Source organism: Brevundimonas sp. GW822-FHT03E11 (assembly GCF_058801445.1).
Genome location: NZ_JBXANG010000009.1, coordinates 66245 through 84632, shown reverse-complemented (window position 1 = coordinate 84632; position 18388 = coordinate 66245). Strand labels below are relative to the sequence as shown.

Annotated in this window: 21 protein-coding genes; 5 read left to right on the top strand and 16 right to left on the bottom strand. The window is 68.1% G+C overall.

The window, feature by feature from the left end; all coding sequences use genetic code 11:
• Nucleotides 1–22: 22 nt before the first annotated feature.
• Nucleotides 23–1048 (top strand): efflux RND transporter periplasmic adaptor subunit, encoded by a 1026-nt coding sequence (locus AC1RKE_RS13645; protein WP_395941961.1) that lies wholly within the window; start codon nt 23–25, stop codon nt 1046–1048.
• Nucleotides 1045–4266 (top strand): efflux RND transporter permease subunit, encoded by a 3222-nt coding sequence (locus tag AC1RKE_RS13640; protein ID WP_492897265.1) that lies wholly within the window; start codon nt 1045–1047, stop codon nt 4264–4266. Before AC1RKE_RS13645 ends, AC1RKE_RS13640 begins: the two co-directional genes overlap by 4 nt.
• A gap of 61 nt (nt 4267–4327) precedes the next feature.
• On the opposite strand, the gene AC1RKE_RS13635 is transcribed toward AC1RKE_RS13640, so the two are convergent.
• The 9 genes from AC1RKE_RS13635 to AC1RKE_RS13595 all read right to left on the bottom strand — a co-directional run bounded on the left by AC1RKE_RS13635 (nt 4328) and on the right by AC1RKE_RS13595 (nt 9684).
• Nucleotides 4328–4747: an ArsR/SmtB family transcription factor gene (locus AC1RKE_RS13635; protein WP_054764517.1), complete on the bottom strand. Its 420-nt coding sequence runs from the start codon at nt 4745–4747 to the stop codon at nt 4328–4330.
• The gene (locus AC1RKE_RS13630) at nt 4744–5403 is read right to left on the bottom strand and encodes a peroxiredoxin (RefSeq protein WP_191558509.1); all 660 of its coding nucleotides are present in this window, start codon (nt 5401–5403) and stop codon (nt 4744–4746) included. Before AC1RKE_RS13630 ends, AC1RKE_RS13635 begins: the two co-directional genes overlap by 4 nt.
• A 174-nt stretch (nt 5404–5577) precedes the next feature.
• Nucleotides 5578–5745: a hypothetical protein gene (locus AC1RKE_RS13625; protein WP_156314143.1), complete on the bottom strand. Its 168-nt coding sequence runs from the start codon at nt 5743–5745 to the stop codon at nt 5578–5580.
• Between the two features lie 71 nt (nt 5746–5816).
• The gene (locus AC1RKE_RS13620; RefSeq protein WP_395942142.1) at nt 5817–7007 is read right to left on the bottom strand and encodes an alkaline phosphatase; all 1191 of its coding nucleotides are present in this window, start codon (nt 7005–7007) and stop codon (nt 5817–5819) included.
• Between the two features lie 110 nt (nt 7008–7117).
• A complete protein-coding gene (locus AC1RKE_RS13615) occupies nt 7118–7477 on the bottom strand; it encodes a DUF167 domain-containing protein (protein WP_395942141.1) in 360 nt (119 codons plus the stop codon).
• On the bottom strand, nt 7416–7646 hold the full coding sequence (locus AC1RKE_RS13610; RefSeq protein ID WP_183216218.1) for a DUF4926 domain-containing protein: 231 nt from the start codon (nt 7644–7646) through the stop codon (nt 7416–7418). The genes AC1RKE_RS13615 and AC1RKE_RS13610 overlap by 62 nt, the downstream gene beginning before the upstream one ends.
• Nucleotides 7647–7651: 5 nt before the next feature.
• A complete protein-coding gene (locus tag AC1RKE_RS13605; protein WP_287104534.1) occupies nt 7652–7981 on the bottom strand; it encodes a DUF6883 domain-containing protein in 330 nt (109 codons plus the stop codon).
• 7 nt (nt 7982–7988) lie between these two features.
• Nucleotides 7989–8918 (bottom strand): electron transfer flavoprotein subunit alpha/FixB family protein, encoded by a 930-nt coding sequence (locus tag AC1RKE_RS13600; RefSeq protein WP_348685106.1) that lies wholly within the window; start codon nt 8916–8918, stop codon nt 7989–7991.
• A gap of 1 nt (nt 8919) precedes the next feature.
• Nucleotides 8920–9684 carry an electron transfer flavoprotein subunit beta/FixA family protein gene (locus tag AC1RKE_RS13595; protein ID WP_201463555.1) on the bottom strand — a complete coding sequence of 255 codons (765 nt, stop codon included), beginning with the start codon at nt 9682–9684 and terminating at the stop codon, nt 8920–8922.
• Between the two features lie 115 nt (nt 9685–9799).
• On the opposite strand from AC1RKE_RS13595, the gene AC1RKE_RS13590 reads away from it, so the two are divergent.
• Complete coding sequence (locus AC1RKE_RS13590; protein ID WP_182714337.1) at nt 9800–10144, top strand: hypothetical protein; 345 nt, start codon at nt 9800–9802, stop codon at nt 10142–10144.
• 341 nt (nt 10145–10485) lie between these two features.
• Here AC1RKE_RS13590 and AC1RKE_RS13585 read toward each other — a convergent pair whose 3' ends face one another.
• Nucleotides 10486–10995, bottom strand: a complete 510-nt coding sequence (locus AC1RKE_RS13585; protein WP_348685222.1) for a prolyl-tRNA synthetase associated domain-containing protein — start codon at nt 10993–10995, stop codon at nt 10486–10488.
• Nucleotides 10996–11048: 53 nt separating this feature from the next.
• Between AC1RKE_RS13585 and AC1RKE_RS13580 the strand changes: the two genes are divergently transcribed.
• Nucleotides 11049–11816 (top strand): DUF6065 family protein, encoded by a 768-nt coding sequence (locus AC1RKE_RS13580; RefSeq protein WP_152949343.1) that lies wholly within the window; start codon nt 11049–11051, stop codon nt 11814–11816.
• A 45-nt stretch (nt 11817–11861) separates the two neighbouring features.
• On the opposite strand, the gene AC1RKE_RS13575 is transcribed toward AC1RKE_RS13580, so the two are convergent.
• From AC1RKE_RS13575 to AC1RKE_RS13550, 6 genes are all read right to left on the bottom strand, one after another.
• On the bottom strand, nt 11862–12449 hold the full coding sequence (locus tag AC1RKE_RS13575; RefSeq protein ID WP_054764525.1) for a CC0125/CC1285 family lipoprotein: 588 nt from the start codon (nt 12447–12449) through the stop codon (nt 11862–11864).
• 114 nt (nt 12450–12563) lie between these two features.
• Nucleotides 12564–13202 (bottom strand): LysE family translocator, encoded by a 639-nt coding sequence (locus AC1RKE_RS13570; RefSeq protein WP_152949344.1) that lies wholly within the window; start codon nt 13200–13202, stop codon nt 12564–12566.
• Nucleotides 13203–13262: 60 nt separating this feature from the next.
• Nucleotides 13263–13880, bottom strand: coding sequence for a hypothetical protein (locus AC1RKE_RS13565; RefSeq protein WP_333896628.1), 618 nt, complete (start codon nt 13878–13880; stop codon nt 13263–13265).
• An 80-nt stretch (nt 13881–13960) separates the two neighbouring features.
• Nucleotides 13961–14419, bottom strand: a complete 459-nt coding sequence (locus tag AC1RKE_RS13560; protein WP_348683317.1) for a hypothetical protein — start codon at nt 14417–14419, stop codon at nt 13961–13963.
• An 80-nt stretch (nt 14420–14499) separates the two neighbouring features.
• Nucleotides 14500–15300 (bottom strand): metallophosphoesterase family protein, encoded by an 801-nt coding sequence (locus AC1RKE_RS13555; protein WP_082382580.1) that lies wholly within the window; start codon nt 15298–15300, stop codon nt 14500–14502.
• A gap of 18 nt (nt 15301–15318) precedes the next feature.
• Nucleotides 15319–16098, bottom strand: a complete 780-nt coding sequence (locus tag AC1RKE_RS13550; protein WP_054764530.1) for a nucleotidyltransferase family protein — start codon at nt 16096–16098, stop codon at nt 15319–15321.
• A 127-nt stretch (nt 16099–16225) separates the two neighbouring features.
• Between AC1RKE_RS13550 and AC1RKE_RS13545 the strand changes: the two genes are divergently transcribed.
• Nucleotides 16226–18367 carry a hybrid sensor histidine kinase/response regulator gene (locus AC1RKE_RS13545; RefSeq protein ID WP_395942140.1) on the top strand — a complete coding sequence of 714 codons (2142 nt, stop codon included), beginning with the start codon at nt 16226–16228 and terminating at the stop codon, nt 18365–18367.
• Nucleotides 18368–18388: the final 21 nt, after the last annotated feature.

Below are 18388 nucleotides of genomic sequence, written 5' to 3'. Positions count from 1 at the left end.
CGAAGACGGAAGGACGACGCCGATGAAGATGTGGACCCTCATGGCTGCGGTCGCCCTGACCCTGTCCGCCTGCGGCGGCTCGGAAGAGAACAGGACGCCGGCCGCCCGGACCGCGCCTGCCGGCGAGCAGCTCCTTCTGACGTCGAACGCGCTTGCCGACACCAAGACGGTGGCGGGTGAGATCACCACCCGCGACCAGTCCCAAGCCCGGGCGCGCATTCCCGGCCTCCTCGTCGCCCTGTCCGTGCGCGAAGGGGATAGGGTCGGCAAGGGCCAGCAGATCGGCCGGGTCGTCGACGACCGGATCGGTTTCGAGACCCGGGCCTATGACGCCCAGGTCGCGGCCGCCGAGGCCGAGGCGACCCGCGCCCGCGCCGACCTGGCGCGGATCCAGGATCTGTACGACCACAATATCTACGCCAAGGCGCGTCTGGACCAGGCCGTCGCCGCCGCCCGCGCCGCCGACGCCCAGGCCGCCGCCGCTCGCGCGCAACGAGGCGCCAGCGCCAGTTTGGCGGGGCAGGGGGCGATCCTGGCGCCGGCCGCCGGACGCGTGTTGAAGGTCGAGGTTACGGCGGGGTCGGCGGTCAGCCCCGGCATGTCGATCGCGACCATCACCGCCGGTCCGCCCGTCCTGCGTCTTGAACTGCCCGAATCCCTCGCCGGTCAGGTCAAACCCGGCGCCCGCGTCCTGCTGGCGGCCGATGATCTTCCGGCCGAGGCGCGCCAAGGACAGGTGACCCAGATCTATCCCGCCGTCGTCGGCGGGCGGGTTCAGATCGACGCCGCCGTTCCGGGCCTGACCACCGAACTGGTCGGTCGTCGCGTCGCCGCCTCGATCGAGATCGGTCAAAGGCAGGCCCTGACCGTGCCCCGCCGCTTCGTCGCGACCCGCTACGGCCTGGACTATGTCGAGGTCGTCTCTCCTGACCGCAGGCGCAGCGCCGTTCCGGTCCAGACCGCGCCGACGGACGATCCCGACACGCTTGAAATCCTGAGCGGCGTCAGAGCCGGCGACCGGCTGGTCGCGACGAGGACGCAGGGATGAAACTGGGCCTGTCCGGGCGTCTGACGCGCTTCACCATCGCTTCGCCTCTGACGCCGCTGTTCCTGCTGGCGGCCATAGCCGTCGGCCTTTTGGCCCTGGTCTCGATCCCGCGCGAGGAAGAGCCGCAGATCAGCGTGCCCATGGTCGACATCCAGGTGGCGGCGCCGGGCCTGGCGGCCGCCGACGCCGTCGAACTGATCGGCGTTCCGCTCGAGACCATCGTCAAGAGCGTGAACGGGGTCGAGCACGTCTACACCCAGGCCGAAGACAACGGGGTGCTGGTGACGGCGCGCTTCCTGGTGGGATCGAACCCCGAGGACGCCGCCATACGGATCGAAGAAAAGCTCCGCGCCAACCAGGACCGGATTCCCGTGGGCGTCCCCGATCCCAAGGTGACGGTGCGCGGCATCGACGACGTGCCGGCCATCGTCCTGACCCTCACGCCCAAGCCGGGCGCGGCGGGCCAGTGGACCGATCAGGCCCTCTATGACCTGGCGCACAAGCTGCGCACCGAGATCGCCAAGGTCGACGACGTGGGCTTGACCTTCATCACCGGCGGCCGGCCCGACGAAATCCGCATCGCCCCCGATCCGGCCAAGCTGAACCTGTACGGCGTGCCCCTGGGCCAGGTGATGGAGGCGGCGTCCCAGGCCAACCGCAGCTTCCCCGTCGGCAATATCCGCGAGGACGGTCAGGCCGTCGCCGTCACCTCCGGCCGCACCCTGGCCTCGGCCCAGGAGGTCGGGCTGCTGACCGTCCGATCCGTCACCGGCGCGCCGGTCTATCTGCGCGACGTCGCGGACGTGGCCCAGGGGCCCCGCGAAGACCAGGCTCGCGTCTGGCGCTGGGCCCGACATGAAGGTCAGTGGGCCGGCGCGCCCGCCGTCAGCCTCGCCATCGCCAAACGCGCTGGCGCCAATGCGGTGGTGGTGTCCGAGGCCGTGCGTCAGCGCGTCGAAAACCTGAAAGGCAAGCTGATCCCCGAGGGGGTCGAGGTCGCCGTCAGCCGCGACTACGGCGAGACGGCGAACGAAAAGGCCAACGAACTGCTGTTCCACCTGGCCCTGGCGACCGTGTCGATCGTCGTGCTGATCGGCTTCGCCATCGGCTGGCGCGAGGCCGCCGTCACCGCCATGGTCATTCCCACCACCATCCTGCTGACCCTCTTCGCCTCCTATGTCATGGGCTATACGATCAATCGCGTCAGCCTGTTCGCCCTGATCTTCTCCATCGGCATCCTGGTCGACGACGCCATCGTCATGATCGAGAACATCGCCCGTCACTGGGGGATGCGCGACGGCCGCAGCCGAACGGAGGCGGCTGTCGAGGCGGTGGCGGAGGTCGGCAACCCCACCGTCGTGGCGACCCTGACCGTGGTGGCGGCCCTGCTGCCCATGCTGTTCGTTTCGGGGCTGATGGGCCCCTATATGGCGCCGATCCCGGTCAACGCCTCGGCGGCGATGATCTTCTCCTTCTTCGTCGCCGTGGTGATCGCGCCCTGGCTGATGATCCGGTTCGCGCGAAAGACCCTGGCCCACGGCGGGCCCGATCACGCCCATGAAGAGGGCGGCGGCAAGCTGGGGCGGCTGTACGCCCGCGTGGCCCATCGCGTGATCGGCACGCGCGCCTCGGCCCGCAACTTCCTGATCGGGGTCGCCGTGGCCACCCTGCTGGCCTGTTCGATGTTCTATTTCAAGGCGGTGACGGTGAAGCTGCTGCCCTTCGACAACAAGTCGGAGATCCAGGTGGTGGTCGACATGCCCGAAGGGACCAGCCTGGAAGCCACCGCCCGCACCCTGGACGAGGCTGCGGCCCAGATCCGCGCCCTGCCGGAGGCCGAGGCCATGGAGGTCTATGCCGGCGCCTCGGCGCCGTTCAACTTCAACGGCCTGGTGCGGCACTATTTCCTGCGCGACCGGCCCGAGATGGGCGATCTGATGATCTCCCTCCTGCCCAAGGACGCGCGCAGCCGGTCCAGCCATGCCGTCGCCCTGGATCTGCGCGCCCGGCTGAAGGCCCTGTCCCTGCCCGCCGGGGCCTCGATCAAGGTGGTGGAGACGCCGCCCGGACCGCCCGTCCTGGCGACGCTGCTGGCGGAGATCTACGGACCCGATGCCGAGACCCGTCGCAAGACCGCCCTGGAGGTCGAGAAGCTCTTCCGTTCCGTTCCCTATGTCGTCGACGTCGACAACAGCTTCGGCCAGGAACGGCCGCGGCTGCGGCTGATCCCCATCCGGGACCGTCTGGACTATTACGGCCTGTCCGAACGCGAGTTGCAGGATTCCATAGGCGCGATCCTGGGCGGCTCCACGGTCGGTTACGCCCCGCGCGGGGACGGTCGCGCCCCCCTGCCGATCACCGTCGCCCTGCCCCAGTCGGCGCGCAGCTGGAGCCGCACCCTGGCCACGACGCCGGTCGCCGTGACGGCCGGTCCCGCCGGTCCGCGCCTGATCGAACTGGGCGAGGTCGTGGACAGCCGGCGCGAGACCGGCAGCTACGCCGTCTTCCGCCGCGACGGACGACCGGTCGACATGGTGACCGCCGAACTGGCGGGCCAGTACGAGGCGCCCGTCTACGGCATGCAGGCGGTGAATCGCGCCATTCAGGCCCACGACTGGGACGCCCTGGGCCTGCAAAAGCCGGCGATCCGTCTCAACGGCCAGCCGGAGGACGAGTCCGTCCCCTCGCTGCTGTGGGACGGCGAGTGGGAGATCACCTGGGTCACCTTCCGCGACATGGGCGCCGCCTTCATGGTCGCCCTGCTGGGCATCTATGTGCTGGTCGTGGCCCAGTTCCGCAGTTTCAGACTGCCCCTGGTCATCCTGACCCCCATCCCCCTGACCTTGATCGGCATCGTCATCGGCCACATGCTGTTCGGCGCGCCGTTCACGGCCACCTCGATGATCGGCTTCATCGCCCTGGCCGGCATCATCGTGCGCAATTCGATCCTGCTGGTGGACTTCATCCGGCACACGGCTTCGCCCGACAAACCCTTGCGCGACGTCCTGATCGAGGCAGGCGCCATCCGGTTCAAGCCGATCCTGCTGACCGCCCTGGCGGCCATGATCGGGGCGGCGGTGATCCTGACGGACCCGATCTTCCAGGGTTTGGCGATCTCGCTGCTGTTCGGCCTGGCCTCCTCGACCCTGCTGACCGTCCTGGTCATTCCCGCCATCTATGTCGTGTTGCGGGATGACGGAAAACCGGCGACCCGATGACGCCGTGCTGCGAGCGGCGGGGACGCAGAGGGGCCGCTCAGATTGAAGCGTGGATCATTCTCTAGCGGCGGAGAACGGGCGCGACGCGAGCGAACTGGGCCGCATCCCCGCGGGGACGCGCCGGCGTTTCCACGCGGGGGTTCTTGGCGCGCGTGGAAACCGGCTGTCCGTCGCCGCAGAAGATGTCGTACAACATGTCCATCACCGCCTGGGCTCGATCATCGGCGATGGAATAGTAGATCGACCGCGACTGCCGCCGGGTCTTCACCAGGCCGTACTGGCGCAGCTCGGCCAACTGCTGCGACAGAGCCGGCTGTCTGATGCCCAGATCCGTCTCGAGCTGTCCGACCGATCGTTCCTCTGCGGCGATGTGGCAGAGGATCAACAGCCGATTGGCGTTGGCCAGCTGACGCAACAGTTCGGCGGCCTGGGGGGCCTTGTCCTTCAGCCGCTCCATGGCGGCGATCGAGTCGTCGCTCATGCGCTGCGCTCGCGATAATACCAGGGCGTCTCGCCCTCGCCGTCGGCAAGGGCCGCGTCCAGGGTGGTGGCGGCCGGCTCCAGCAGGGGCTCGCCCGGGGACCATCCCGCCGGGGTCGACGCCTGTTCGCGGTCGGCGGTCTGCAGCGCCGTCACCAGCCGCAGCAGTTCATCGACCGAACGGCCGATGTTCATCGGATACCAGCTGACCGCCCGCACGATTCCGTCCGGATCGATGACGAAGCTCGCCCGCACTGTGGCGCTGTCGCTGCAGCCCGCATCCACCATGCCGAAGGCGTGACCGATGGCCATGGAAGGATCTTCGATGATCGGAAAGGCCACCTTGACGCCGAAGCGGCGATAGATGTCCTTCAGCCAGGCCAGGTGGGAATACAGACTGTCCACCGACAGGGCCATCAGGTCGCAGCCCAGGGCCTCAAACGCATCCGCCTGCCTGGCCAGGGCGATGAATTCGCTGGTGCAGACCGGGGTGAAATCGGCCGGATGCGAAAACAGCACCAGCCAGCGCCCCCGGTAATCGCTGAGCCGCTTTTCCCCCTGGGTCGTGCGCGCGATAAAGTCCGGCGCCGGATCATTGATGCGAAGGGGGCGCAGGGCTTCGGCGCTGGAGGAGGGGGCGATTTCTGTCGAATTCATGGCCCCTACGCTAGCGATTTCCAGCCCCTCTCGCCACCCTGAAATACATAGTTTCATCAACTATAAAGGTATCAATATGGCGCCTGTCGAACAGCGGCCTGCGCCGTTTCCGAACCCAAGACCTCGGCCGAACGCGGCTGGTTGGCCGAAGACGGCAGACTGTCGGCGATCGACCTAGGGGACGACCCCGGTCTGCGGACCGACGCCCGCGTCGTCTTCAGCCGGCTTGGGCAGGACGCCGTCGTCTTCAGCCCGCTCTTCCAGGCGGTTGGCCTCGTCGCCAACGGCGTCGATGTCTTCGGGGCGGGGCGCCTCGGGCGCAGGGGTGTCGGCGGGCTGCATGCCAAGGCAACCCGCGAGCCGCCGCTCCGTTCCGTCCGAGGTCGGTCTCTGAACCCGCCCGAAGCGAAGCCTCACTCGCCGGACGAGGGCGTCCAGCCGAAGGCCTTCATCATGACGTCGAACAGGTGGGTGTTGGGAAAATAGCCCCGCACCCGCTCCGCGCCGGCGCCGATGGCCAGGGCCGGGACTTCCTCGGCCGTATGGGTGCGGTTGACCGTAACATTCTCCAGCCGGACCACGCGCTCGTCGCCGTCCCGCGCCTTCCAGGCCTCATAGCCTTCCAGCAGGGGCTCTCCGCGCCGCCCGCCGTCGACCTGCAGGCCGAAGGAATGGTCGGCGGTGAAGATCATCAGGGTCTCGTCCAGATCGACGCGCGCCTGCACCTCGGCGATCAGCCGGTCCAGGGCGGCGATGTGCTCCAGGCCTTCGCGCGGATCGTCGGTATGGGCGTCCCATTCCACCACCAGCAGATAGCCCTTGTCCCCGGCCTGCAGCAGGTCCAGCGCCCTCAGGGTCGCCGCCCGCACGTCGACCTCTTCGGCCACGACCACGGGCCGCCGGTTCCCCGCCGGCGCCGCCTCCAGGGTCGCATAGATCGGCCGGTCGTGCGCCCGGGCCAGGCTGTCGAAGCTGACCCCGTTCGCCGCCATCTGTTCGGCGATCTCCGCCCGGCCCGAGCCGATCAGCACGTCCACCCCGTCGCCGAAGCGCGGCGAAAAGGCCTGGGGGAAGATCTCGCCCCATTTGCCGCGATCATTGGAATGGGCGTAGGTCGCCGCCGGGGTCGCGTCGGTGATCGGACGGTCGGTCACCACCCCGGTCAGCAGGCCGTGCTCCTCGGCGTATTCCAGCACCGTCTTGGTCGGCGTCCCGTCGCGCCGGCCGCGTTCGCCGTCCGGCCCCTGGCTGATCAACCCGTTGTGGGTCTTCACCCCGGTGACGATGGCGCTCATGCCGTTGGCCGAGTCCGAGACGAAGGCGTCGACCGGCGAGGTCTCGCTCAGCCCCAGGTTCGGCCACTGCTGGACGTGCAGCCTCAGCGGCTCGCCATAGGCCAGCACGCTGGCGGCATGGACCGAGGCCACGCCCCCGGCGTCGGCCAGGAACAGGATCACATTCTTCGCCCGGCCCCCGCTTTGGCTCTGTTCGACCGGCGGACGGGCCGCCGTCTGGGCCCAGGCGCTTCCAGAGGCGCCCCCGGAAGCACAAAGACCGATCGCAAGCGCAAGGGCGGAAATCAGGCGGAGGGAGACGGGGGGCATGGGCGTCGGTCCAGTAAATCAGACAAGGTCGTCCGCGTCCCCCGAACCGCCCCAACCTGTCTACCGCGAACCTGTGACAGTCGCCGTCTCCCGCCACGGCTCCGGACGGCTCAGCCCGCCTCGCCCGTGGCTGCGGCGATCCGCGCCTTCAGCCCGGCCTCGTCCAGACCTTCGACCATGATCATCTTCAGCCGCGACTGCCCGCCCCGCTCCAGCGTGACCGAGGACCGGGACACGCCGAGCGCCTTGGCCAGGAATTTCACCAGGGCGGCGTTGGCCTCGCCGTCCACCGGCCGGGCGCGCACCCGCACCTTCAGCACGGGCCGGCCTTCGGGATCGGCGTCCCAGCCGTCGATCCGGTCGCCGGAAGCGCCGGGCTGCAGTTTGATCGGAAGTCGGGCCAGGGGATCAACCGGCGGCGCGTCGATCCGGGGCGCGATGATCGGCGGCGCGCCAGACCACTTCGACATCTTCGGCGCTCAGGGTCGAGGTCGCCCGTTCCACGCCTCTGTCGTCGGCGAACTCCGCCAGAAAGCGGGTCGGGCCGAACATCATCACCACCGTGCCGCGCTCGCCCTTCTTCAGGCCCAGGTCCGGAAGATCGGCCCTAAGGGCCACGACGTCGAGTTCCTCAATCATGGTCGTCACTCCACCATCGCGGTCGTCAGGCGGGGAACCCCGTCCGATCCTACGATCCAGCCGCTGCGGATCAGGGCCGAGCGACCGCCGAACTCTAACACGAAGCGGACACGGTACAGAGTCCCGAACGGGGCCGTCCCGACGACCTCGGCCTCGGCCTCCCTGGCCGCTTCCAGAAGCCGGCGTTTCAGATAGGGAGCGTCCGCCCGAGTCAGCCCCAGGGCGGACGCGAAAACCCGGGCCTTGTGCCGGCCCTCCGGGTGGTCCGCCGACAGGCAGTAGGCTTCGATCTTTCCATCCGGAACGACCGCCTGCCTGCCGCCTGGCAGCTTCATTCGGGCCTCAGCCCAGGGCGGCCATCAGTTCCGGCACGGCGGTCTTGTAGTCGGCGACCAGGCCGAAGTCTGCGACCTGGAAGATCGGGGCGTCCGGATCCTTGTTGATGGCGACGATGGTCTTGGAGTCCTTCATCCCGGCCAGGTGCTGGATGGCGCCCGAGATGCCGATGGCGATGTACAGCATGGGGGCGACCACCTTGCCGGTCTGGCCGACCTGATAGTCGTTGGGGGCGTAACCCGCATCGACCGCCGCGCGACTGGCGCCGATGGCGGCGCCCAGCTTGTCGGCCAGGGGCTCCATCACGGCGTGGAATTCCTCCGCCGAACCCAGGGCGCGACCGCCCGAGACGATGATCTTGGCGGCGCCCAATTCCGGACGGTCCGACTTGACCATTTCCTCGGCGACGAAGGTCGTCTTGGGCGCATCGGCGCCGGCGACGCTCTCGACCGGGGCGGAACCGCCTTCGCCCGCCGCCGCGAAGGCGGTGGGGCGCACCGTGATCACCTTTTTGGCGTCGCCCGACTGGATCGTCTCAAGCGCATTGCCGGCGTAGATCGGCCGCACGAAGGTGTCGGCCGACACCACTTCGACGATGTCCGAAATCGGGGCTACGTCCAGCTTGGCGGCGATACGGGGGGCGAAATTCTTCCCGTCCGTGGTCGCGGGCGTCAGAATGGCGTCGTAGCCGCCGGCCAGCGGCAGGACGGTGGCCTCGACGGCCTCGGCCAGGACCTTGCCCAGGCCGGCGCTCTCGGCCAGCAGCACCTTGCGGACCCCGGCGATCTTGGCGGCGCCGTCGGCCACGGCCTGCGCCCCCTGGCCCACGACCAGAACGTCCACCTCGGACGACAGGGCCAGGGCGGCGGTCACGGTCTTGTGGGTGGTGTCGCGGACGGCCGAGCCGTCGTGATCGGCGATGACGAGGACGGCCATCTTACAGCACTCCTGCGGACTTGAGGGATTCGACCAGCTGGGCGGCGCTCTCGACCTTGACCCCGGCGGCGCGCTTGGGCGGCTCGGTGACCTTGAGCACCTTCAGACGGTCGGCGACATCGACGCCGTAGTCGGCGACCGCCTTCATGGCGATCTCCTTCTTCTTGGCCTTCATGATATTGGGCAGGGAGGCGTAGCGCGGCGTGTTCAGCCGCAGGTCCACCGTCACCACCGCCGGCAGTTCGGCGGCGATGGTCTGCAGACCGCCGTCGACCTCGCGCGTTACCGTGGCCTTGCCGCCGTCGATCACCAGCTTGCCGGCGAAGGTCGCCTGGGGCCAGTCCAGCAGGGCGGCCAGCATCTGGCCCACGGCGTTGTTGTCGCCGTCGATCGACTGTTTGCCCATCAGCACCAGGTCGGGCTTTTCTTCCTCGACCACGGCCTTCAGCAGCTTGGCGACCGCCAGCGGCTCCAGATCCGTATCCGACTGGATCAGCACGCCCCGGTCCGCGCCCATGGCCAGGGCGGTGCGGATCGTCTCCTGGGCCTGGGTCACGCCGATGGAGACCACGACGATCTCGGTGGCCGTGCCGGCGGCGTGATGATCCTTGCCTTCCTTCAGACGCACCGCCTCTTCGACGGCGATTTCGTCGAAGGGATTCATGCTCATCTTGACGTTGGCCAGATCGACGCCGGACTGGTCGGCCTTGACGCGGGCCTTGACGTTATAGTCGATCACCCGTTTGACGGGGACGAGAACCTTCATGGGTCTATCCGTGAATTCGCCTGAATGTAGGGGCAGGACATGGAGCGGTCGCGAAGGCCTGTCAACGTAACGCGGGGTCAAGCTCCCGTGCAAAACCCGCCTAACGGATGCTGAGATGAAGCGTTTTCTGACCTTTCCCCGCCTGTCGATGATCTTTCTGGGCCTGTTCGGCGTCGCCGTGGCGGGCGTTTTCGCGGTCCAGGCCTATTGGGTCACGCCGGGCGAACGCTGCGAGGCGGCGGGCAAATGGTACGACATGGACAACCGCATCTGCGCCCAGCCCATCTCCATCGCCCAGATCACCGGCCGCCCCAACGGCGTCTCGCGCGCCCAGGCCTCGGCCGAAAAGAATCGCGAACTGGTCCGTATCGAACACGAACTCGCCGCCCAGGACCGCGCCCGCGACGCCGAAATCGCCCGCCAGAAGGCCGCCCTGGCCGCCGCCCGTCCGGCGAACTGAGGGCCTAAGGGCCAATCGACATTGGGCCTGCCGCCGTCCTGCCGGGCGGCGCGCAGCCGCCAACCCAAGAGAGGCGCCTCTGGCGTTGAAGACTCTATTCCATTGAGTGTCGGTCTTCCTTCCCGCGTCAGCGGAAAGGAAAACGTCTGGCGGCGGAACGCCGATTGAGGATGGGTTCATCACAACGTGCACGACGAGGTCACGGCGGACACGGCGCGTTCCGACGGCGTCGTGACCGCTGTGAATCCGCCGTGATCGCTGTGATGAACCCTGTCGCCGCATCAAGGCCCTCTGACGCGGGAAGAGCGGCCTGACCGCAGTAAGCTGAATGCCGATTGAACCTAGGGCAGGGCGTCGAAGTCCACCACCAGGGGCTCACGCTCCAACAGGGCGAGGACGCGGCGAAAGCCCGCCTGATCCAGCGCCGTGGTGGCGGTGTTGATCAGGGGGTGGAAGTTGACGACCTCGGCCTCCCACAGCCGCCGGTCCAGGACGAAGGTCACGCGCCGCTCGGCGTCGTTGATCAGGGCGAGCGCCGTGACCGAACCGGGCCGGACGCCCAGGGTTTCGAACATCAGGGTTTCGTTTCCGAACGAGAGCCGGCCTGATCCCATGGCGGCGGCGGCGCGTTTCAGGTCGATCATCGTGTCCTGACGGGCCGAGATCAGCCACAGCCGGCCCCTATGATCCTTCAGGAACAGGTTCTTGGTGTGGGCGCCGGGCAGGGCGGCCTTCAGCTCCAGACCTTCTTCGACGCGGAAGACCGCCGGATGGTCGTGGGTCTGATGCGCGACGCCCTTTTCGGCGAACCAGGCCAGAAGGCGGTGGCGGTCGAAAGCCGGGTCGTTCATCTCGGTCGTTCTCATGGTTGAGTGGCCGCCGATCGGGCGTTAGGAACAGGGCCATGGTCGATACAGCGCCCGCCCGCCAACTGGAACTGGAATGCTATCCGATGACGGCCCGGCCGCCGGACCTCGTTCCGGGCCGCCAGTCGCGCAACTGGATGGACGCCTTCATCAGCCGCCATCCCTATCGGTGCCTGCCGCTGAACATGGCCAACACCACGGGCTGGGAGATCCTGTGCCCGTTCGGCTTCTCGGCCGAATGGAACGGCGGGCCGCGTCAGGAAGACATCGTCATCACGCCCGATCGGCCCCAGCACGACCTGGACCATTTCGTCACCTCCCACTTTTCGCGGGGGGTTCTGACCATGCATCCCCAGTATCTGTTCCGCACCCCGCCGGGCTGGGGCATGATGTGTTCGGGTTCGCCCAACCATGTGAAGGACGGAATCCAGCCCCTGGTCGGGCTGATCGAAACCGACTGGCTGCCCTTCCCCTTCACGATGAACTGGATCTTCACCCGGCCGGGCCGCGTGACCTTCGAACGGGGCGAACCCTTCTGCTTCATCAATCTGATCGAGCACAAGAAGGTCGAGCAGTTCCAGCCGGTGATCCGGACCCTGCAGTCCAATCCGGTCATGAAGGGTCAGTTCGAGGCCTGGAACCGCGCCCGGACCGACTTCAACCAGCGTCTGGCCAGCGGCGACCCGGACGCGGCCAAGGAGGCGTGGCAGCGCTATTATTTCAAGGGCGAGGTGCCCGAAGATCTGGGCGCGGCGCCGGCCACCCATTCCAACAAGCGCCGGCTCAAATCGCCCCGCGTCGGCTGACCGAAAGGCCCGCCCCATCCGCGCGGCGGACGGGGCGGTTCGACGTCAGGCGCCGGGCCGGGTGACGCGCGAGCCCAGGTTCTGGATCACCTCGCGGGCGTCGAAGGCGTTGGGATCGCCGGCGGGCTTGGGACCGCGACCCATGATGATTTCGGCGCTGGCCTCGTAGCGGTCGATCTGGCGGGTGTCGATGTCCTGCGGACCCCAGGGGCCCCAGCGATCCCAGGGGCTCCAGAAACCGCTCCGGTAATAGCGCCAGGACGGACCCCAGTAGGGGCCGTAGAAGCGGGAATAGGGGCCGTAGAAGGGATCGGGCGTCGAGACGAAGCGGGTGTCGCGTTCGGTCGCGCGGTTGACGGTGGCGAACCAGTCATAGCCGCTTTCGACCGTCAGCTCGGCCGAGCGCAGCAGCAGGGACATTTCGACCTGTTCGCGCGAGGTCACCGAATTGCCCGCAAAGGTCACGCGATAGCGGTTGCTCTCGACGCGCTGTTCGGAATAGCCGCCGCGCTGACCGTTGTAGCCGGCGGGCTGATAGGGGGTGGCGGTGGCGCAGGCGGCCAGGACGAGGCCGGCGACGGCCGTCGTCGCCAGCACCTTGAGCGCGGACGTCGTTCTTGATGGGGCTTTCATGAAATCAACTCCTTGATCGCCCATTCGGGCGCGCTGGCGGCTGAACGGGGCATGAACGAGCCTGTTCCCTCGGCACTCTAGACCGAAGCTCGACCGCGTCCAGACCTGCAGGCGCTAGGCTTGCAGGCGCGAAACGATCAGGACCGCGGCGGTCAGCAGCAAGAGGCCGACGAAGAGGCCGAAGCCGCGGCGGAACCGGGGCGTCTGCATCCGCCGCGACAGGGCGGCGCCGGACAGGGCGTAGGCGCTCATCGACGTCAGGTCCATGCCGATCACGGCCAGGGCGAACAGGGCCAGTTGCGGCGCCACAGGGCGGGAGATGTCCAGAAACGGCGGCAGGACGGCGGTGAAGAACAGAATGGCCTTGGGATTGGCGATCTGGACCATGAAACCGTCCAGAAAGGCGTTGCGGCTCTTGTGGATTTCGACGGCCTCGGGCTCGGCCGCCGTGGCGAAGGCGCCGCGCAGAGCCTTCAGCCCCAGCCAGGCCACATAGAGGGCCCCCAGGACGGCGATCAGGTGAAAGACCTGTGGGAAGGCCTTGACCAGTGCGCCCAGGCCCATGGCCGCCGCGCCGAACCAGACCAGCGTCGCCGTATTCATCCCGACCACGCCGATCAGGGCCGGGGCGCGCCCCCGCTCCACCCCGGCGGCGACGGCGAACAGATTGGCGGGGCCGGGCGTGATCGCCATCACCACCATCACCCCCAGAAAGGTCAGATAGAGGTGCGGGTCGACGGGCAGGGCGGACATGCGGCGTCGTGTCGCTGCATCGGCCCCAGTGGTCAAGGCCCATGAGGCGCGCCTTGCGTCCTATCGTGCGCGAGGCGCCTTGGGCGGGGCGGGCGGTTCAGGCGCCTCGGGGGCCTCGGGCGCTTCGGCCTCTTCCGGCGCTTCGTCCGCCTCGGTCAGCACGGCGTCTTGGGCCTGGTCCAGCGCATATTGGGCGATCAGCCCATAGGTCTCCATCTGTTCGGGATCGGGATTGGTCCAGGCGCTGTTGCGGGCGATGCCGGTTCCGGCCGCCAGACCCTGCTCCATCGCCTGTTTCACCTCGGGATCGTTCAGCGCCTCCTGAACCAGGGCGTCGACGTCGATGTCCTTCAAGGCCTCGGCCGCCGCCTCGGAGGCGTGGCGCGTGGCCTCGGCGGTGAAGGCGGCCACGTCCGGCGCATATTCGGACCAGAGGGCGGCGATCCTTTGGCCGCGCGCGGCCTCGTCCAGGCTCTCGTCTTCGGAAATCGCTTCGGCGCGCTTGCCGAAGGCCTCCATCCGCGCCTCGAAGGCGGCGGCCGCCGTCTCCAGACGGGCTTCAGCCTTCGACTCGGCGGCTTCGGCCCGGTCTTCCTGAGGGGAGGCCAAGGCGCCGGCGAATGCGCAGGACAGGGGCGACAGGGCCAGGGCGGCGGTCAGGCTGAGCAGGCGGATCATGGGAAATCTCCCTTTGAATGACCCGCGCAAACTCCGCCGTCAGCCGCCCCGTCTCAAGTGAAATCGCGGTAAGGCTGGGCCTACTGCGGTTGGGCCGGGGGCGCTGCGGCCGGCGCTGCGGCGGCTTGTTCGATCTCGGTGCGGGCCTGCAGCGGAATGCCTTTGATCTGCTGCATCGCCATCGCGACCTGTTCGGCGGGCGCGGCTTGGCTGGTGGCGAAGGTGTTGACCGCCTCAGCGAAGGCGTCGACCTGAGCCTGATATTTGGCTTGGATTTCGTCGAGATCGGCCTTGGCCTTGGCCTTGTCGGCCTGGGCCGCCGCGGCCTGCATTTCGGCCACCATGGCTTCCATGGTTTCGCCGAAAGCCTCCGCCTTGGCTTCGAAAGCGGCCTCGTCGGGGCTGTCGTCCTCCTCGGCAGGCGCAGGCGCCGGAGCGGCCTGGGGTGCTGAAGACGGGCCGGCGGCCTGGCCGGCCGCGAAGGCGGGGGTGGTCAGGGCCAGGACGGCCACGGCCGCGATGGAAGAGACAAGACGCATGGGAAACTCCAGGGCGGACTGCCGGCGCAGCCCAGGACGAGGCTGCATCCCAGCCCCGGCCGCACCCTCCTACAGTCCGATCAGATTTCAAAGACCCGATAGGGTTTGTCGCCCAGGGTCCGCAACACCGGCAGGGCGACGTTATAGACGGGCACGCCCCGATTGGTGCGCCCCTCCGGCCCGCCGCGATGGGCGTGGCCGTGCGCCACCAGGCTGATGTTGTCGTATCGGTCGATGGTTTCCGCTAGGCGCGACGAGCCCAGGAAGGCGTGGATTTCGGGCGGCTCGCCCATCACCGTCTCGACCACCGGCGCATAGTGCAGCAGGACGACCGACCGCTCGGTGCGCAGCATGCGGATGGAGTTTTCGATCAGATTGGCGTCCTCGACCGCCTCCTGGACGAAGGTCTTGACCGCCGCCTCGCCGAAGGCGCTCAACATATAGCGGCCGAAGCCGCCGACGAACCCCTTCCCCCCGGCGAAGCCCACTCCGTCGATCTCATAGGCCTGGCCGGTCAGCATGCGGACCCCGGCGTCCGCCAGCATCCTGGCGACCTGATCGGGCTGGCCGCATTCGTGTTCGTGATTGCCCAGAACGCCCACCATCGGAATACGACACAGCCGCAGATCCTCCAGCAGCCGCTCCACCTCGGCCGTCTTGCCGTAGTTGACCAGGTCGCCGCACAGGCACAGCACGTCGGCCTCGTCCGACACCCGTTCGAACAGGTCGCGATAGGGGCGGCGCGCGTCCTCGCCGACGTGCAGATCGCCCACGGCGGCGACGCGCATCTTCTTGGCCGGTCCCGGCTCCAGCCCCGGCTGGGGCGTCTGTCCAGAGGCGGGGGAAGGCGCGGAGGAAGGGGGTTGGGGGGCGTCGGTCATCGGTCGCTCCGGCGGGGCTCAGGTCACGGGATCGTGGCGTTCTTCCAGCCCCTTGCCGACCACGTCGCCGAAGCCCCATTCGGCGACGTCGATCACATAGTCGCGCGGGCTCAGAAGACGGCCGCGGCACACCTTCACCCGCGGGGGCGGCAGGTCGATCTGGGCCGCCAGCCGTTCGGTCAGCTCTTCCATCAGCCAGCGCGGCACCCGGTCGCGCTCGGTCGGATAGGCGAAGCGGAAGTTCAGCAGATGGGCGGCCAGCACCTCCCAATAGAGGTCCATCTGGTCCAGCAGGCTCTTCCAGTCCACGGCGTCGGACTGTTTCAGAATGACGTGGTTCACATCCGCCCCGTCATAACGATAGCGATCCTGAATGAAGACCTTGGACAGGATCAGGGCCGTGGGCGGGGTGATCCGCACCTCATGGCCATAGACCCGGATCACATCTCCGCCGAACCAGCTGTCCGACACGGCGATGGCGCCGTTCGACATGGCGAAGATGACGTCGAAGAAATGCCGGTCGTCCTTCCAGACCTTGGCGATCCAGCGTTCGTCCTCCACGTCGGTGCGATAGCCGCGCTTCTGGAAATAGGCGAGAATGCGGGGATAGTCGCCGGGCTTGCAGAAGACGTCCAGATCCTTGGTCGGGCGGCGCACCCCCGTATAGGCGGTGACGGCGTAGGTGCCCGAGAGCAGGAAGGGTATGCCGCTCTCCTTCAGCAACCCCAGGCTTTCCTCATAGAAGGCCAGGGCGTCCGGCGGCGGCTCGAAGGTCGGTTCGGCGATGACGTCGGACATGGCGGGCCCTGGATTGGCGAGGGCAGTGGAACGACGACCCGCATCGGCGGTTCCTGCGCCCCATCTCCGCAATTCTACCTAGGCGTCGCAAAACCGTATTCTTAGGATATTCATTCACGGGGGAAGCATGGTCGGTCTGACGACATCCATGCGGCGCGGGCGCTGGCGGTTCTTCCGCCATGACGCCGGACAGGAGGCGGGTCCCCCGCCCTCCGTCTATCTGCTGCTGTTCGTCGCCTCCCAGCTTCTGGGTCTGTGGAGCGTAGCCGCGCTGGACGCCAAGGTGATGTGGCCGGCTAATGCGGTGTTGCTGGCCGCAGTCCTGCAGTTGTCGCGTTACAAGGCCCTGGGGGTTCTGGTCGGGTGCGCCCTGATCAATCTGGTCAGCAACATCATACGCGGCGACGCCGCCGTGATCGCGGTCACCAACGTCGCCTTCAACATGACCCAGGTGATCGTCGCCACCCTGCTGATCCGTCGCTTCTGCGGCGCCGCCCTGGACATGCGTCGTCCGAAACGGCTGCTGCGGTTCGCCCTGATCGCTGCGGCGCCCTCCGTCGCCTTCACCACCCTCCTGGCCGGCCTTGTCGCCGTCGTCGTCAGCGGACCGCCGTTGGAAAGCCTAGGCTTTCGGATGCGGCACCTCTTCGACATGGAACTGCTGGCGATGATGATCGTCACGCCGACCCTGTTGCTGGTGGCGCGCAGTCACCGCTTCCGCTCCGACGCCCAGGCCCGACCCGCTGAATTCGTGCTCCTGATGGTTCTTGTGACCGCCGCCGTGGTCTGGGCCTTCGGCCAGAACCAGGCGCCGATCCTGTTCATGATCCTGCCGCCTCTGATCCTGCTGGCCTTCCGACTGTCTCCGCCCTGGACCGCAGGGGCGGTTCTGTGGGTTACGGTCATCGCCGTGGGCGCCACCGTGACGGGTCACGGCCCCGTCACCCTGACGCGCCTTCAGCCTGACCCGGTTCTGGACACGGTCCCGACCGTCATGCGGCAGATGAGCGTCCTGCATCTGTTTCTTCTGACTCTGGTCGTCACCGCCCTGCCGATCACCACTTTATCGACCGAGCGGCGGCGGCTGATGACGCGATTGGGCGTGCGCACCGAGGCCGCCCTAGCCGCCGTCAAACGGGCCGAGACGGCCGATCAGGCCAAGTCCCGCTTCCTGGCCATGATGAGCCACGAGATGCGCACGCCTCTGACCGGCGTCACCGGCTATGCCGACCTTCTGGCCCGACGTCCTGGGCTGGACGACGAGGGGCGCCGTCAGGTCGAGGCGATCAAACAGTGCGGCGAGGCCATGCTGCGCCTGATTGAGGATCTGCTGGAGGTGTCCCACGGCGGGGCCGAGGTGGCGCTGAAACCGACCGACATCCCCGCCTTGATCGAAGAGGCGGTCGCGCCGTCGCGGGAGTGGGCGAATGTTCGCGGCCTGGACTTCACCGTCAGCATCGCCCCCGAGGCCCAGGGCGCGGTCTGGACCGACGGCCGGCGTCTGCGCCAGATTCTGCACCATCTCAGCGCCAACGCCGTGAAATTCACCGGCCTGGGCGGCGTGCGGGTCGTGGCGGACCGACGGGGCGATCATCTCCGCGTGCAAATTCACGACACCGGCTGCGGCATGACGGATGAGGTGCTCTGCGGCGTCTTCTCCCTGTTCCAGCAGGCGGACGCCACCACCAGCCGGGCGCATCAGGGCGCGGGAGTGGGTCTGGCCCTGGCCAAGAGCCATGTGGACCGACTGGGCGGAACCATTTCGGTGGAGAGCGCGCCCGGCATGGGAACGACCTTCACCGTCGAAATCCCAGCCGAGCCGGTCGAAATCGTTCAGAGCGACGCCCCCCAGCCGTTGGAGGCGCGGCGCATGCGGATCCTCGTCGTGGACGACCATCCCCTGAACCGCAATCTGATGCGGGTCATGCTGGAGGCGGCCGACTGCGACACGGCCGAGGCGTGTGACGGCGCCGAGGCGGTGGAGGCCGTCGCGGCCGGCGCCTTCGACGTAGTCCTGATGGACGTCCGCATGCCGGTCATGGACGGGATCGCCGCCACCCGCGCCATCCGCAGTCTGGCTGGACCGGCCGCCGACGTCGCCGTCCTGGCCGTCACCGCCGAGGCCATGCCCGAAGACGCCGCCCGCTGCCTGGCCGCCGGCATGGACGGTCATCTGGCCAAGCCCATCACCCAGGCGGCCCTCTATGCGGCGATCGACGCCGCCCTGGCTGCGGCGTCTGACCGTCGGGACGACGCCCAGGCCGCCTAAGGCGGGGCGCCCATCCCCAGG

Bases quoted from the DNA above. Each gene is read 5' to 3' on its own strand.
- AC1RKE_RS13585 (WP_348685222.1), bottom strand. From the start codon at position 10,995: ATGAACGACCCGGCTTTCGACCGCCACCGCCTTCTGGCCTGGTTCGCC.
- AC1RKE_RS13570 (WP_152949344.1), bottom strand. From the start codon at position 13,202: ATGTCCGCCCTGCCCGTCGACCCGCACCTCTATCTGACCTTTCTGGGG.
- AC1RKE_RS13615 (WP_395942141.1), bottom strand. From the start codon at position 7,477: ATGTCGAAGTGGTCTGGCGCGCCGCCGATCATCGCGCCCCGGATCGAC.
- AC1RKE_RS13605 (WP_287104534.1), bottom strand. From the start codon at position 7,981: ATGAAGCTGCCAGGCGGCAGGCAGGCGGTCGTTCCGGATGGAAAGATC.
- AC1RKE_RS13635 (WP_054764517.1), bottom strand. From the start codon at position 4,747: ATGAGCGACGACTCGATCGCCGCCATGGAGCGGCTGAAGGACAAGGCC.
- AC1RKE_RS13645 (WP_395941961.1), top strand. From the start codon at position 23: ATGAAGATGTGGACCCTCATGGCTGCGGTCGCCCTGACCCTGTCCGCC.
- AC1RKE_RS13610 (WP_183216218.1), bottom strand. From the start codon at position 7,646: ATGATTGAGGAACTCGACGTCGTGGCCCTTAGGGCCGATCTTCCGGAC.
- AC1RKE_RS13640 (WP_492897265.1), top strand. From the start codon at position 1,045: ATGAAACTGGGCCTGTCCGGGCGTCTGACGCGCTTCACCATCGCTTCG.
- AC1RKE_RS13545 (WP_395942140.1), top strand. From the start codon at position 16,226: ATGGTCGGTCTGACGACATCCATGCGGCGCGGGCGCTGGCGGTTCTTC.
- AC1RKE_RS13565 (WP_333896628.1), bottom strand. From the start codon at position 13,880: ATGATCCGCCTGCTCAGCCTGACCGCCGCCCTGGCCCTGTCGCCCCTG.
- AC1RKE_RS13620 (WP_395942142.1), bottom strand. From the start codon at position 7,007: ATGCCCCCCGTCTCCCTCCGCCTGATTTCCGCCCTTGCGCTTGCGATC.
- AC1RKE_RS13560 (WP_348683317.1), bottom strand. From the start codon at position 14,419: ATGCGTCTTGTCTCTTCCATCGCGGCCGTGGCCGTCCTGGCCCTGACC.
- AC1RKE_RS13625 (WP_156314143.1), bottom strand. From the start codon at position 5,745: ATGCAGCCCGCCGACACCCCTGCGCCCGAGGCGCCCCGCCCCGAAGAC.
- AC1RKE_RS13600 (WP_348685106.1), bottom strand. From the start codon at position 8,918: ATGGCCGTCCTCGTCATCGCCGATCACGACGGCTCGGCCGTCCGCGAC.
- AC1RKE_RS13630 (WP_191558509.1), bottom strand. From the start codon at position 5,403: ATGAATTCGACAGAAATCGCCCCCTCCTCCAGCGCCGAAGCCCTGCGC.
- AC1RKE_RS13595 (WP_201463555.1), bottom strand. From the start codon at position 9,684: ATGAAGGTTCTCGTCCCCGTCAAACGGGTGATCGACTATAACGTCAAG.
- AC1RKE_RS13550 (WP_054764530.1), bottom strand. From the start codon at position 16,098: ATGTCCGACGTCATCGCCGAACCGACCTTCGAGCCGCCGCCGGACGCC.
- AC1RKE_RS13580 (WP_152949343.1), top strand. From the start codon at position 11,049: ATGGTCGATACAGCGCCCGCCCGCCAACTGGAACTGGAATGCTATCCG.
- AC1RKE_RS13590 (WP_182714337.1), top strand. From the start codon at position 9,800: ATGAAGCGTTTTCTGACCTTTCCCCGCCTGTCGATGATCTTTCTGGGC.
- AC1RKE_RS13575 (WP_054764525.1), bottom strand. From the start codon at position 12,449: ATGAAAGCCCCATCAAGAACGACGTCCGCGCTCAAGGTGCTGGCGACG.
- AC1RKE_RS13555 (WP_082382580.1), bottom strand. From the start codon at position 15,300: ATGACCGACGCCCCCCAACCCCCTTCCTCCGCGCCTTCCCCCGCCTCT.